This is a genomic window from Pseudomonas sp. FSL W5-0203 (genome assembly GCF_001896155.1).
In the GTDB taxonomy this organism is placed as follows: Bacteria; Pseudomonadota; Gammaproteobacteria; order Pseudomonadales; family Pseudomonadaceae; genus Aquipseudomonas; species Aquipseudomonas paracarnis.
The window spans coordinates 276,408-291,305 of sequence record NZ_MPOR01000001.1; the positions used below are offsets into that span (position 1 = coordinate 276,408).

General features: G+C 54.9%; 12 protein-coding genes. All 12 read left to right on the top strand.

Annotated features, from left to right (window positions below; genetic code table 11):
• The first annotated feature begins 2 nt into the window (after positions 1–2).
• The 12 genes from BOP96_RS01325 to BOP96_RS01380 all read left to right on the top strand — a co-directional run bounded on the left by BOP96_RS01325 (position 3) and on the right by BOP96_RS01380 (position 14,897).
• Positions 3–446 carry a hypothetical protein gene (locus BOP96_RS01325; RefSeq protein WP_056791318.1) on the top strand — a complete coding sequence of 148 codons (444 nt, stop codon included), beginning with the start codon at positions 3–5 and terminating at the stop codon, positions 444–446.
• Positions 447–506: 60 nt separating this feature from the next.
• Positions 507–704 (top strand): CrpP family ICE-associated protein, encoded by a 198-nt coding sequence (locus tag BOP96_RS01330; protein ID WP_073451677.1) that lies wholly within the window; start codon positions 507–509, stop codon positions 702–704.
• Between the two features lie 97 nt (positions 705–801).
• Complete coding sequence (gene topA / locus BOP96_RS01335; RefSeq protein ID WP_056791315.1) at positions 802–2,706, top strand: type I DNA topoisomerase; 1,905 nt, start codon at positions 802–804, stop codon at positions 2,704–2,706.
• 108 nt (positions 2,707–2,814) lie between these two features.
• On the top strand, positions 2,815–4,695 hold the full coding sequence (locus BOP96_RS01340) for a hypothetical protein (RefSeq protein WP_056791312.1): 1,881 nt from the start codon (positions 2,815–2,817) through the stop codon (positions 4,693–4,695).
• Positions 4,692–6,647, top strand: coding sequence for a DEAD/DEAH box helicase (locus BOP96_RS01345; RefSeq protein WP_056791309.1), 1,956 nt, complete (start codon positions 4,692–4,694; stop codon positions 6,645–6,647). Before BOP96_RS01340 ends, BOP96_RS01345 begins: the two co-directional genes overlap by 4 nt.
• A 165-nt stretch (positions 6,648–6,812) precedes the next feature.
• A complete protein-coding gene (gene pilL2, locus BOP96_RS01350) occupies positions 6,813–7,955 on the top strand; it encodes a PFGI-1 class ICE element type IV pilus protein PilL2 (protein WP_056791304.1) in 1,143 nt (380 codons plus the stop codon).
• Positions 7,955–9,763, top strand: a complete 1,809-nt coding sequence (gene pilN / locus BOP96_RS01355; protein WP_056791301.1) for a PilN family type IVB pilus formation outer membrane protein — start codon at positions 7,955–7,957, stop codon at positions 9,761–9,763. Before pilL2 ends, pilN begins: the two co-directional genes overlap by 1 nt.
• A gap of 3 nt (positions 9,764–9,766) precedes the next feature.
• Entirely contained in the window at positions 9,767–11,098 is a 1,332-nt protein-coding gene (gene pilO2 / locus BOP96_RS01360; RefSeq protein WP_056791298.1) for a type 4b pilus protein PilO2, read from the top strand.
• The gene (pilP, locus tag BOP96_RS01365; RefSeq protein ID WP_073451680.1) at positions 11,088–11,657 is read left to right on the top strand and encodes a type IV pilus biogenesis protein PilP; all 570 of its coding nucleotides are present in this window, start codon (positions 11,088–11,090) and stop codon (positions 11,655–11,657) included. Before pilO2 ends, pilP begins: the two co-directional genes overlap by 11 nt.
• Positions 11,658–11,669: 12 nt before the next feature.
• A complete protein-coding gene (locus BOP96_RS01370) occupies positions 11,670–13,229 on the top strand; it encodes a GspE/PulE family protein (RefSeq protein WP_073451682.1) in 1,560 nt (519 codons plus the stop codon).
• Positions 13,219–14,361 (top strand): type II secretion system F family protein, encoded by a 1,143-nt coding sequence (locus BOP96_RS01375; protein ID WP_020302995.1) that lies wholly within the window; start codon positions 13,219–13,221, stop codon positions 14,359–14,361. The genes BOP96_RS01370 and BOP96_RS01375 overlap by 11 nt, the downstream gene beginning before the upstream one ends.
• 20 nt (positions 14,362–14,381) lie before the next feature.
• Positions 14,382–14,897, top strand: a complete 516-nt coding sequence (locus tag BOP96_RS01380; RefSeq protein WP_032905001.1) for a type 4 pilus major pilin — start codon at positions 14,382–14,384, stop codon at positions 14,895–14,897.
• Position 14,898 lies beyond the last annotated feature (1 nt).

A 14,898-nucleotide genomic window follows, 5' to 3' on the forward strand; every position in this document is an offset into this window, starting at 1 on the left:
CAATGCGGGACGATGATGAGGTGAGGTGTCCAGATGGATGGCTTCTGGTAGCAGCGGATCACCCCACGTTGGGACGGCTGTACTGGCGGTACTGTGATGAGAGCGACGTCAACGCAGCAGACTTCTACGGTATCACCGACAACATTCGACTCGCCTCCTGGATAAAAGCTGGTTGGCGTGATAAAGACGTCTGGGCTGATGACTACAGTGACATGAGCTCATTCGTTGCACGAAGATTCATACAAGAGCTTTTGAACCCTGATCGCTACGACACCAACTATTTCGAACTTTTCAACTGGGATGATGAGTCTGAGGATCTTGAGCTTCATGGCGATTTACACGATTTTCAACGACGAAGTGGTCAGTCCGTTGAGTTCTTCGTGCATTGGCTAAGGGCCACCAACTGGTTCGACATCCCGGCACCTGGCTGCAACACCCTCCCGTAAAAAATCGCGCCAAGCGCGGATCTGCTGGAAGATGAATTTGAGCATCGTGGAGCAACCGCCATGGGTGATAACGCTTTCTTGCCTAAAGCCACTGACAGGCGACGTTGCAACAATCCTCACCTGACGGTTTTTGCCACTGGTGCGGCCGCTGCGCGGAAAGGGCTACGGGTGTATGACTGCCCTTACCAACACCCCGCTATGCGTGCGTCATGGCTAAAGGGCTTTGCCCAGGCACAGCAGCTTTCGCTGGACCTATAGCCGCATAATGCCCTCCCCCACGCACTGACCATTTCCTATTGAAGCCCTACCCGCCTGACGCAACAGTCCCGCTCTGATTATCTGAGAGGGACACACCGTGAAGCTATTGATCATCGAGGCACCTGGTAAGCTGAAAAAGCTCCAGCCAATGATGAAGAAGCTACGCCCAGGGGAAGACTGGCAGGTGGTTGCCAGTGGTGGGCACATCCGCGACCTGCCGGCCAAAGGTCAGGACGACAGCATGATCACCACCGGAGTACGTAAAAACTACACGCCGGTGTACGAGATCCTGGATAAGAGCGCCAGGGCCGTCAAAACGATCAAGGCCGCAGCGAAACAGGCCAGTGAAATTTACCTCGCAACCGACCCTGATCGTGAAGGTGAAAGCATCAGCTGGCACATCCAGCAGGTACTGGCGGTCAAATCCTACAAACGCATCACCTTCAATGAAATCACCCTCAAGCGTGTCGCAGAGGCTCTAGCCAACCCTCGTCAAATCGATTTGAACAGGGTTGCCTCACAGGAGTGCCGGCGTGTTTTGGATCGCTTGGTGGGCTACCTGGTGACCCAAGAGTTGCGGCGCCTGATGGGCAAACCTACTTCCGCTGGCCGCGTTCAATCACCCGCCGTGTTTCTCGTGGTCTTGCGCGAACGCGAGATCCGCAACTTTCAGGTGATCAATCACTTTGGCGTGCGTCTGTTCTTTGCCGATGTAAGTCGGGGCACCACTTGGTATGCCGAGTGGCAACCGGTACCGGATTTCGCAAGCAAGGACTTCCCCTATGTTCAGGATAGCAACCTGGCTCAACACGTCGCCGGCACTCGAAATGTGGTCGTGGAGTCCTGCGAGGATCGCAAGGCCGAGCGTCATCCTCCCGCACCATTCATCTCGTCGACCCTTCAACAAGCTGCCAGCAACGCCTTGAAATGGGATCCGGACAAGACCATGCAGGTGGCCCAGCGCTTGTACGAGCAAGGCGTGATCACTTATCACCGAACTGACAACCCAAACGTCCCAGATGAAGCCATGGTGGATATTCGAACGGTGGCCAACGCTCTTGGATTGAAAGCCGTAGATGACCGGCGCACGTTCAAAGCGGCCGAAGGCGCCCAGGAAGGCCACCCTGCCATCACACCCACCTATTGGTCCGAAAGATCCGCCGGCGAAAACGATGACGAACTGGCCCTGTACAAGCTTATCTGGGTTCGGGCATTGGCCAGCCAGCTCGAGGCGGCTGTCTTTGATGTTCGCACGGTGAAAATGCTCGCAGTTGGACCTAATGGTAAGGCGCTGAGATTTGGTGCGACAGGTGAAACGCTTTTTCATCCAGGTTGGCGGAAACTGCTCGGGGGCGATGACACTGACGATGATGAGGACACGAAGACTGACAACCCTGTTCCAGCACTAACCCCAAAACAGATTCTTTCGGTCCACAGCGGCGAACTGCTGAAGAAGAAAACACAACCACCGTCACGCTACACCAAGGCCAGCCTGATCAAAGAAATGGAACGTCGAGGGATCGGTCGACCCGGTACGTTTGCCTCGATCTTGAAGAACATCACCAGCAAAGGACTGATCGAGGAAAAGAGCCGCAAACTGGTACCGGCGCCTCTGGGGGAGGAAACGATCGCGAAGCTCGAAGGGTTCTTCAGTTTCGTGGAGCTGGATTTTACGCGGGAATTGGAGCGCGACCTGGACAAAATCGCCCAGGGCCAAGACACCTACGGCGCCGTCGTTGCACGTCTGCATAAGCGCCTGGAAGAGGAACTGTCTCAGCAACGTGGTATGCCAAGTGTGCCAATGGCGTCAGCTCCACGCCCAGCCACAGCCGGTGGCGCTTTCAACTGTCCCAAATGCAATCAGCCTCTCGCAAGGCGTCAGAAAAAAGGGGACGGCGGCTATGACTTCTGGGGCTGCACCGGGTACAGGTCCAACGGCTGCAAAGTCAGCTTTCCCTCACTGAATGGCAAACCAGACTTCGATAAACCCAGAGGGGTTTAACTCTTACTACCGAGAGCATAATTCACTACTAACGGTGTTATGCATTAACGCTGGAACCTACCTCTTCCGTACCTGACATTCCTCTGCGAATAGCGGAGGAGGTCACGGGTGAGCGAACAGAAAAGACAATCGGTGTTGGGACTGCGCATCTTAGCGCCGAAGCTGGAAAAGTTCTCAGATCGCCAGATTGAAGTGGCCCAGACTTGGGCTTTGCATTTTCAGATCTCACCTTCCCTCCTGACCTCGTTCATCGAGCACTACCTCAACTCTAATGTCCACTCCCGCTGCTGGTGTGTGGCATGGGGCAGTACCAATGCTCAAACGCGCCAGGTTCTGGCCAGGATCGGCAACCAGCTTCAGTACTTCGACGGCCAGCAATTAATGGCCTGCAAGATCGTAACTAAAGATCGCGTACATAAAAAAAAGCCGTCCGTCCAGGTAGCCCAGCAGCTGCTGCTGAGATTTAAGGGGCGTTGGTTTGCTGATGTGCTTCTGACGTCGTTTTGCAAGTCTGCACGAGCGGCAGCAGTTGCGCTCGCGGTTGAGGATCTGGGTAGTTTTATTCGCAAAGGCTCGGATGCGTCGGTAAGCAACAATCGTTACTTCAACCCGCGCACGCAGTTTTACTTGAAACAGATCGGCAGCACGCTGAAGCAGTATTGCCAGTGCCTGGACCAGGAACTTCTATTCGCTATTCGTTCAGCGCAGTGCCCTTCCCCAAAGCTCTATAACTGGCTGGCTCAAGGGGACCGCGTACGTCGACTACAAGCCCTCAAGGTTCAACCGGTGCTAATCCCTCTCTTAGTTTTGGCCAACCAATGGCCTTGGCCATGGGACGAAGAGCAAAAGATTTTCCTGGAAAGCCCATGGGATGAACTTCAAGAGTTTCGACCTATCTTGCGCGACGACGACTACTGCGTGGAATCCAGGGAATGCCTAGTGGGCCGTATCACGGACGCTGGCCTCCCCCTGAACGACATCTTGGCATGGCTCTTACAAGCTCCAAGAACATCAGTTCGGTACTTGGGCCAACAACGCGTTTTTGATACCGGCAGCGCATTGACGCGAATAAGCCGTGAAGGTCCGGATACTCCGTGGCATCGATTGCTGCTTGGAGCAGCAATGGTCAACCGCCGCCCTTCGACTAAGACGCACTGGAAAACCTTTTTTGCATTGCTGGATAAGATTCCCTATCAACTTTTGGAGCAGACAAAAGACTGGAGCAGGTTGTTCTCAGGATGTCCGACAGAGTGGTCCAACCCTGATTGGCTTCAAATTGCTGATAGGCTGCAAGATCTGAATGATGTTTTTAATAGCGTTGATGAAAGCGACGGACCCGACGCCCGTGACGCACTGCAAAAACTCAAAAGCTTCATAGGTACTGCTACCTATCACCAGATCGCCAACTTAGTGGATGGCTTTCACCTGGCACTGATAGACATACGTGAAGCTCTTGATGCCGCAGATCCCCAAACAAAAGCGGACTCTTCAACGCCCTGGAGGACGCTGCTTAATTCGAACGACACACTTCTCGTAAGCCCGAATGGGCTGCAAATTGTCGAGCTGAAATGCCCAGCGGACCTTGATGCAGAACATCGAGCGCTAGGCCATTGCATTGATGGTTACGACTACAGCGCTTATCGAGGCAACTGCCGTCTTTTTTCAGTACGCGAAAACGGACAATCATTGGCCTCTGCCGAAATCCAAATGGATGAGAGTGCCTGGGGCAAGACACCGGCAAAATTGACTTCTAAACACTTGGTCACGATACAGCTGAGAGGGCTCCGCAATCGCACACCTAGGTCGGGCTCAAGGGTTGACCGGGCTTACCAATGGTTTTGGGCAAAGATCAAATCAGGTGAGCTCGAGGTCAACCTGGAATGGCCCGACCACACACTATCCATGCCCCGCTATACAAATCGAAACCGGAAAAAGCTGCACGCTCAAGCGTGCACAGAATGGATCAACCAGCGTTTGAGTAAAACATGAGCCGTCCGCGCCTTTTGAATAGTCGGCCCCATCTGGTCGAGAAGGTTATTTTCGACGGTTATGACTTCGGGATTCTGCTGCAGTACGTCGAGGGGGCCAACCGCCTGTTTCTTGAGCGTGATGGGTTCTACATACGCCGTGCGGAGCATCCTCAACATCGCTACTGGCGAATGCCCAAGGGTAAATTGCTGGATGACCTGGATCTGCTCTTCCATCGTCTGATGGAGTTGACGGAAGGCCGTTTCAACGAGAGCTGGCAGACCTTCTCTGCAAAGCTTGCAGCAGCACAACAATCACCAGACCGGCAAGCATTCACCTGGGGTCTAACGTTTCGAATTGCTCCACTGGCTCAGGGCGGCATTCTGCTGTCGGGCGACTATCACCCTGGAGCCGTCGCGGTATCTCGACGTATGCACGGCGTGTTCCTTGGCCAGTCGAAGTCTTGGCGCATTGATTCGACCGCCGAACTGGTGCGTTCCAACCTCATTCTTGAGTTGGGGCTTTCTGAAGATCAGTTTGAGATCCTGGACACCGTGCAGGAGCTGCTGACCGACGGATCCATTGTTCCGGCCGATGAAGTCACCCGCATCAGCCTCGGAGGTCCGCCGCAAGAGCGCGCAGCCCCAATCGGAAATGAAGAGGTCTCAACAGACGTTTACCTTGCCGCTGTGCCATCCATCGAGCGGACCGAGTTCACTAGCGAGCAAATCGACCAGGCGTTGACGGGGCATTCATTGCTGGACCATCAACCGGCAGGCATCCGGCATCTGCTGCAACGGACTAGCGCTTTACTTGCAGATGATATGGGCCTTGGGAAAACGCGCCAGGCCATCATCGCTGCCGCAATTCGAGCGGGAGACAGCCCCATCCTCGTCATCACCTTGTCGACTCTGATCATCAACTGGCAACGTGAAATCCAGATGGTGTATCCCGAAGCCAGAATAGGCCAGCAGGTCTTCGATCCCTCGTTGCAGTGGACCATCATTAACTACGAGCGCTTGGGCGACTATGTCCTGCAGGCCGGCCATTTTGAAGTGATGATCATCGATGAGGCTCACCGCCTGAAAGAGCCCACCGCAGCGTGGACACGCCATGGCTTCGACATTGCCGCCAAGGTGCCCAATCGCTATTTGTTGACTGGTACACCCGTCCTGAATCGAGAGTCAGAACTTCACACGCTATTGCGGCTTTCCGGCCATCCCGTTGGGAAGCTGTCACTCAAAGAGTTCTGCGAACAGTTCGCCGGCAGCCCAGAGTTTCGCAAGAACCTTCGAGAGGCGATTGGCGACTGGATGCTTAGGCGCCGCAAAGACGTGCTCACGGAGCTCAAGGGTAAGCAACGGCAGACTTTGCCGGTGGAGCTTTCAGTCGAGGAACGTCGTGAATACGACCGTATACGCCTTGAAGACAGACCAAGTCTTGCCAGGCTAGGATCGCTGCGCCAGTTGCTGGAGCAGGTGAAGGTTCGGGTCGTTATGGAGCTGCTGTGCGAACTGGATGTGGAAGACAAAGTCATCTTGTTCTGTGAGTTCAAGGACACAGTCAGCACGCTGCGTGCTCAGTGCGAGCAAGCCGGATACAGTTGCGTCACGGTGGTAGGGAGTGACTCCGTCGGCAAACGCCAAAAAGCGATCGATCGTTTTCAAAGCGATACTGACACCCGAGTGTTCGCAGCAACCACCTCTGCCGCCGGTACCGGAAATAACTTGACTGCTGCCAATTATGTGATGTTTCTGGGGTTGCCCTGGACGCCTGGATTACTGGATCAGGCTGAGGATAGAGCCTACCGGAATGGGCAGCTACGCATGGTTGTGGTGAAAATCCCGCTGGTGGAGAACACCATTGATCAGATGCTCTGGCAAATGCTGCTTGATAAACGCCAACTGGCGAGTGACCTAATCGAGCCCGATGCAGCGGCCAAAACTAGATCCGAACTGCTGACTTACTTGTAAGCAATTCAGTAGGCTTTCTCCAAGACTGAATATCACAATGTTATTGGCAGACAGCTTGGTTTAGCGCTCGCATAAAAACCCTAAGACTCAGTTCTCTATTTCCTGCTGCGTCGTCAATGACTGGCTGTCACTGTGCCTCCATCATCAAAGGGGGCCTTTCGGCACATGATCAGGCACTTCACCACACTCTCCCTGCTCGCACTCGTTGCCAGCTGCGCAACCCATACGCCACAGACGCCTAAACCGGCGTTTGATAGCAGCCGTAACCCGGACATGTTGACGCCGGACCTCTACCCCAGCGGCGCCGTGCCTGAAAAAGAGCCCGTCGTGCGCTACGGCCGTTACACCCTGGTCAGTACCTTGCCTGACTCGGGTCAGCGTGACCTGATGGCTCAGATCATTGACATCAGCATTCCTGCCAACATGCACCCCAATGTACGCGATGCTATGCAGTACGTCGTGGACCGTTCCGGATACACGCTGTGCTCGCCCGACACCGGTCACGTCAACATCCTTTACACGCGTCCACTCCCCGCGGCCCAGTACAAGCTTGGACCCATGACACTGCGCAATACGCTGCAAGTACTCGCTGGTCCGGCCTGGCAGGTGAAGGTGGACGAAGTGAATCGCCAGGTTTGCTACGTGCTGCGACCTGGTTACCAGCTCCCGGAAACATCGCGCACTGCTCCAACCCAAGTGGCAGCCATCTCCGTACCTTCCACTCCATCGACTGCAGCTACTCCGAAAAACACTACCATCGGCGAAACGCCCAGCACCGTTGTGGTCGCCACCGTACCCTCACCGGCGCCGATCAAAACTGCTACTGCAGCACCTGCAACTGCAACCCCAGTATCTACCCCAGCAGTGCCCGCCAAGGATGGCCCTATTACGACCTTATCCGGGAAAACCACATCGAGCCCGGCAGTCGCCTCGCCGCTTAACGCTTCCACCACTCAGCCTGCAAGCATTGAGAAGTTTGGAAACGTTGCCCCAAGTACCTCAGTCGCGTCAAAGCCTGCTCTCGCGGTGGTAACCGCTCCAAAGCCGCTGGCCCAGATATGGACGGCGACCACTGGCTCAACACTTCGGCAAACCGTGGAAGCCTGGGCAGCAAGGGCTAAGTGGACGCTTATCTGGAAGGTCGACGACTTGGATTACCCGATTGATGCACCGCTTCGATTCGAAGGCAGCTTTGAGGATGCTATCAAAGAGATCTTTCCGCTGTACGACTCAGCCCCACGGTCATTCATCGTAGACGGCAGCCCGGCACCACAGCAGGTGGTTTACATCGCAGAGAGGAAAAAATGATGACTGTACGCCTCTGGATTCGAGGCACAGCCTCATTACTGGTCATGGCTCTGATCAGCGCCTGCTCGCTGCAGCGCGTGAATGAGTCGGCCAGCCGTGCCGAAAACGACGCAGCGACCGCCTCCCAATACAGCCGTTTCTTGCGCAATCAGCAACAAGAGCCGGCACGCGAAACCGTCGTTTTCAGCGACAAGCCATGGGTCTCAAAACAACCCCTGGTCGCCAAGCGCGGTTTGCCGCTGGCCATGGATTGCGACATTACTTATCGCCCTTCTTACAACGTTGGGATCGCAGAGGTCGCGAACTACATCACCAGCGAGTGTGGCGTTCCAGTCATCGTGGCTCCAGATGCGATCGATCCAAGCGTCCTGTCCATTCGCAATCAAGGTAACGCAGGATCTAATTCGCCACCGGTAATTGCTCCGCCGGATAACCTGTCCAGTTTCATGCCAGCCGGTGTCATCGGCACCATGCCGAGCAACGCCCGATCTTCGGGTATGGATGGGTTCTATGCACCGCGTACATTCCCAATTAAGTACAGCGGCAAGCTTTCTGGTTTGTTGAATCAGGTGACCGCTCAACAGGGCCTGGCATGGAACTATTTATCCGATGATCGCAGCGTGCACGTCACCTACTTCGATACCAAAACGTTCGATGTCTGGGCCTTTGGTGATGACCAGGTGATTGAAAGCACTGTCAAATCCGGTTTGCTGACATCCACGGGCAGCGGGAGCTCCGGAGGGGGTGGCGGATCTTCATCATCAGGTGCGTCGGGGGAGTCTGGCAGCAACCAGAGCACCACCGTCTCAATCAAAACATCACTGATCGGGGACATTGAAAAAAACGTCCAAGCGATGCTAAGCCAGCAGCCCCAGGGTCGTATGTTCCTTTCTCGGTCCACTGGGACCTTGACGGTAAGCGATCGCCCAGAGGTACTTTCCAACGTCTCGAAGTACTTGACCTCCCTCAACCGCAGTATTACCCGCCAGGTGCTGTTCAATGTCAAAGTCTTTGAAGTAACCCTCACCGACAAGGATCAAACAGGCCTAGATTGGTCTGCGGTTTACACTAATCTGAGCAGCAAGTGGGGCTTTTCCCTAAAAAATGCCACAACTGGAATTACCACTAATGCGGTCTCCAGCTCGTTCAATGTTTTAGATACCTCCAAGTCACCTTGGGCTGGCTCGAATCTGATCATTAAAGCGCTATCAGAACAGTATCGAGTTTCAAACGTCCGATCTCCCTCGATCACAACTTTGAACTTACAGCCTGCACCTATCCAAGTCGGTAACGTGCAAAGCTATATTGCCTCCAGCTCTACTACCACAACGGCCTCGGTCGGATCGTCCACATCACTGACTCCCGCAACGATCACCAGCGGGTTCAACATGATGTTGCTTCCTCGCATTATCGACCAGGACAACCTGCTGCTGATGGTCACTTTGAGCATGAGCAGCAAACCTACCTTCACCCCGTTCACCAGCAACGGCTCCAGCGTTCAGACAGTCGATTACGACACCAGGAACCTGTCTCCCAAAGTCAAATTGCGCAGCGGCCAAACGTTGGTTCTGACCGGCTTTGAGGAGAACAGCGAAAACGCGACCAAATCCGGTGTCGGTGATCCTGGATTCTTCGGCCTGGGCGGTAGTCGCATCCGCAGCACGGATCACAACGTGCTGGTCGTGCTGATTACCCCTGTTGTTGATAGCGACACTGGAAGCCCTAGCGCCCTGAGTTTTCCTGCCGCCAATGATCCGTGGGGCTCTTGCCCCAGCCCTTTGCTGCGTTGCAGCGCATTCAAGGGTTAAGCCATGGTCGCGGAAATCGCAAAAAGCACACGCTCAGCACGGGTCCAGGTCCTGCAGCACAGAGGAAAATCGTTCGTCACAGGCCTACGCTGGCATCCATTGGGCAGCGTCACCGGCCACATGAAAGAAGCACGGCAGTACGGCCGTGAACACCAGTTAGATATCGTCGCCATTCGCAGGACACCGGCCATCATCCAGGCCGGTTTCGTTGCGCGCAGTGACGAAGTCACAAAAGGCATGTACTCCCTCGCAGCGACGCTCGCTGGTCAATTGGGAGACTCGTGGATTGCGGCCTGGAGAACGGACGCTGACCTCGACCAATACGCCCTTGTCGCTGTGTATCAAGGAGGTGTGATTTCTGGATGCGACATGATCGGCACCGGTGCCGAGGTTCGTCGTAGAGTCGTTCAGCAACGCAGTCGCGGCATCAACTTCGACCAAGAGTACCTGCCCACAGAGTTTGAAATGGGTGGTCAACCACTGGACGTGGAAGAGCTACTGCAACCCTCGCACCTGAAACGCGAATACCGGCTTCGACCACTTGTCTTTGGGCTGTCCAAAGCAGAGTTGGTGCAACTGACGATTGTTGGTGCGCTGATCGCTGCCGGCATCATCGCTTGGGTTCAATGGCAGAGTCATCAGGACCGGATTGCCAAAGAAGCAGCTTTCCAGGCCGAACAACTTCGCCTGGCAGAGTTAGCCAGGCTGCAGCAAGAGTCTGGCGTCGAACAGCTGCCCCAGGCGTTGGAGCACCCTTGGGCTAAACGCCCTTCTGTCGACAATTTTCTGGAGCAATGCAGCCGCGTTATTTATCAACTGCCGCTTTCTATTGCGGGATGGGAATTCACAGACGCGCTTTGCAACGGCGCCCAGGTGGTTTCCTCATACAAGCGTTCCGGCAACAGCACAGCTGACAACCTCATCAAAGCAACCCAGGGACATTTCCCAGGCGGGCCAGCCTTTGACGAAAGCAAATCTCTGGCGCTCCTAAAAATCGACATATCGCTACCTGCTGCTGGTGACGAACCTCTCAAGGCGACTGATGACATGTTGGCGAACTTGTCATCGTGGCTACACAACTTTTCGCAAGAACCCACATTTAAGGAAATCCCTGTGGTGGTTCCAGTAAAGCCCGCAGTGCCAGGCCAACCTGCGCCACCTCCACCGCCACCTCCTCAGTGGAGACAGTTTGAGGTGCGTTATGAGACTGGAATAACGCCGCTGGACGCTCTCACGGGTGCACCCGCTCAAGGCCTACGGTTGAGCGAAATAAAGACCAAATATGAGACTGGCCACCTTCGTTGGACAGTGACAGGTGACCTCTATGCGAAATAAAACTGTGCGTTTTCTCTGTTCGGCAATTGCTATCGCTCCATCACTGGGCTGGACGGCAGAAGCCAATCTCTCAGGCATCAATGTCGGGGAGCTGGCTACCGTTCAGAGTCAGACAATTCTATTTAAAGCCCAAGCTGAGAGAGCAGCAGCTGAGCGGTCAATCAATGGCGAAGACAACCATTCAACCGCTCAGTCTCCAGCCTCATTCGTCCCTCAAGGCCTCCTCCCCCCCCCTATTACCGCCACACGCGCTACCGATACCCAGCAAGAACTGCCTGTCGTTAAAGCCATATTCGGCTCCGCAAGGCGGCTGCGTGCCACTTTGCTCTACAGCAGCGGATTTGAAGTGGACGCTGACGCCTCGTCGCGGGAACTCCCAGGAGGCTACCGCGTGGCGAACCTCACCCTGGATAGCGTGACACTTGAACGTGATGGCAAGCGCTTCCCGCTCGGGTTTTCCAATATTCCACCGGGAAGCGCCTCCAGTAGTAGCAACCCGGTCTCCAGTAGTATCCCGTCAGCCAGCACGCTGCCCGGGTTTATCCAAGGACAGCGGTGAGGGTACGAGCCAATGACGACTTTGACTGAAATACATACTGAAGCGGAACCAGTTCTCGATGAAGCCGCTGCCGCGCTGCTGAATTCACACCAGCAATTGCTCACCGCGCCTGGCGGAGCTTTCGAGCTTAGACCGGAGTTACGTCAGCTTTGCGCATTGACCAGCGATGGAATTCTGTATGTGTCCGCCCAGCACCAAACGGATGCCTATGTCATGGCATTCGAGGATGAGTTAGAACACAAGAATCATCAGTTTGAAGTCAAGATCTGCCCGATGAGCACGATCAAGGCGCTCTACCAGGCGAATGACGACGCCAATGGTAGAGCCCTCTCGACCACCGAGACCAAACGCCAGGCGCAGGTAGTGCAGCTGCTAGGCAAGGCCCATCGGGATAATGCCAGCGATGTTCACTTTGTGGTGGGTCACGACATCACCAGGATCTTCTTTCGCATCCACGGACTGTTGTGGGAGGCAGAGCAGCATCAAAGTCAGGTGGGCCTTGAGCTCTGCTCATCCCTCTACAACAGCATGTGTGATGTTGCGAAAGACCACTACCAGCCACAAGTCAGCCAGGACGCACGTATAAAACGATCCTACGTGGATCAACTTGGTCTGTTCGGTGCCCGGGTTGCAACCAGGCCGCTAGTAGAGGGCCCTCTGATGGTTCTGCGTCTGCTGTATGACGACAAAACCAAAATGACCCTTGAGGCTCTCGGTTTTCTCCCCGAGCAAATTGAGGCGTTCAGGCGTATCCGCAGCTTTCCTTATGGCGTGAACTTGGTCACCGGCCCTACAGGTTCCGGTAAATCCAAGACTCAGCAGGTCAACCTGAACCTGCTCTATGAAGAGTGTGGTGGCACAAAACACATTTTAACCATGGAGGATCCTCCCGAATATCCAATCATGGCCAACCAGTCCCCTTTGGGCTCAGGAGAAACCTGGAGCGACGGCATCACCAACACGATGCGCCTCGACCCGGACATCCTGATGTATGGCGAAATCAGAGACCTGGCCTCGGCCCAAGCGGCTTTCCGTGGTGGGATGACCGGGCACCTGGTGTCCTCCACATTGCACACCAATAACTCAGTGGCAGGGCTTCAGCGGCTAATCGACATGGGGGTAGACCGCTACCTTGTGACAGATCCCGCACTGATGACCAGCATCGTTAATCAGTCCTTGCTTCCCGTGCTATGCCCTCACTGTCGTGTACCTGCCGCTGCTCATCTAGACCAGCTCAACGGTGCATTGGTGCAACGCCTGAGCGGCCTGGACGCGGTCGACCTGACCTACCTCAAAGGTCCTGGATGCCCACGCTGCAAAGGTTTGGGTGTCGTTGATCGTACGGTAGCCGCGGAGGCGCTCATCACCGACAACAATTTCATGCACGTCTTTAATAAAAAAGGGGCCAGTGCAGCACGTCGTTACTGGGTGAAGGAAATGGGCGGCATCACCAAAACTGCCCACACAATCCTCAAGCTCAAACAAGGTTTGGTAGATCCACGTCACGCCGAAATGATGGTGGGGCCGTTGGACTTTGACCGGCAAACCCTGGAGCTCGCCCATGCTGAGTGACGTCAGAGCGGTGCTAAACCGCTGGGCAGAAACCTTCTACGCCAAACAGTTCGGCAAAAACGAGCGAATCCAATTCTATGAAAGCCTCATGGGCATCCATGGGGATGGCGTTTCACTTGAAGATGCCCTGAATACTGTTGCGCGAGCATTCAGTGATAACGGCCAAAAACGGCATCCCGTGTCGATTGCCTGTCGTGAAATCGCGCAATCGGTCAAAGGAGGCAAGTCGTTCAGCGTGTCATGCGAAGGCTGGGTGCCTTATGACGAAAACTCTTTGATCGCTTCCGGTGAGGAGACCGGTAACCTGGTGCAGGCCTTTAGAGACTGCGTGAGGATTATTGAAGTACGCCAGAGGATCGGCAAGCTGGTGGCCTCAGCCACGGTTTACCCTTCGGTGGTGTGGAGCGTTATGGCAGCGCTGCTGTATGTGATCGCCGCGTGGATGGTGCCTTCAATGACAAAGCGCTCCAATCCTGATGCCTGGACAGGTGTGCCGGCGTTTCTCTACGCCCTATCGAATTTCGTGACCCACTACGGACTGGTGACCCTGATCGCGGTCGTCATCTTCATCCTCGTATCGATCTTCACCCTGCCGGTGTTTTGCGGACTTCAGATCACGGCCGCCAGCCCGTCATGGAAGCTACAGTTGAACAAATTGCTCCAGGTCCTGAGAGTCCGAGCAGAGCGCCTTCCCCCTTGGTCGGTCTACAAGGCGCTTCACGGTTCCATCTTTTTGCTCAACATGGCCGTGATGTTGCGCTCAGGCATCAACCAGCTCGACGCATTGAAGTCGCTGCAACGCAACGCATCTCCGTGGCTCAAGGAGCGTTTGAGCGCCATTCATTACGGTGTAAGTGCCGGTAAAAACTTCGGTACCGCCTTGAAACTCGCGGGCCATGAATTTCCAGACCCAATGGCCATGCATTTTCTTGAAGTGCTCGCCACCCGCAAAGGCTTCGCCGAGTCGATGGAAAGGTTTTCCAACCGTTGGCTGGAGCAAACGCTCCAGCGTGTCGAGGCCATCGCGAAATCGCTTATTGGGGTGTCCTCGATGGCCATGGGAATCATGATGATTCTGGTGGTGATCGGCATCTTCCAGTTGGCCGGCAATGTGACAGAAACGCTTAAATAAACCCAAATGAGGTCGTAAAGATGAGAACAAATACCCGCCAAAACCAACGCGGATTTCTTTCCCTGGACGGGATGTTCTGGCTGATGCTGATCGCCGTGGCACTCGGTTTTATCGTGTTCATGGGGTACAGAACGTTCGGCAGCTCGGACGTCACCATTGAACAGAGCAACCTGGGAACCTTGCTGAGCAATACCAAAAGGCTGAAAAGCACAACCGGGTACGCAACAGCCGGTACCAACCTGGCCCCGTCCTTGATCAACCTGGAGGCCACGGGTGGTATGAGCATTAATGGCAACGCCTTATCCAACCGTTGGAACGGAGCCGTTACTGTGACCAGTAATGGTATGACCTTCACCATCACCGAATCCAACCTTCCAAAGAATGCCTGCATCACGCTGGCTTCCAACATGGCCAAGGACAAACAGACCACGACGGCGATCAACGGTGGTACTGCCATTGCCGGCGAAATCACAGCGGTAGCCGCTGCGACCAGTTGCTCATCGGATGCCAATACCATCGCCTGGACTTCATACTAAG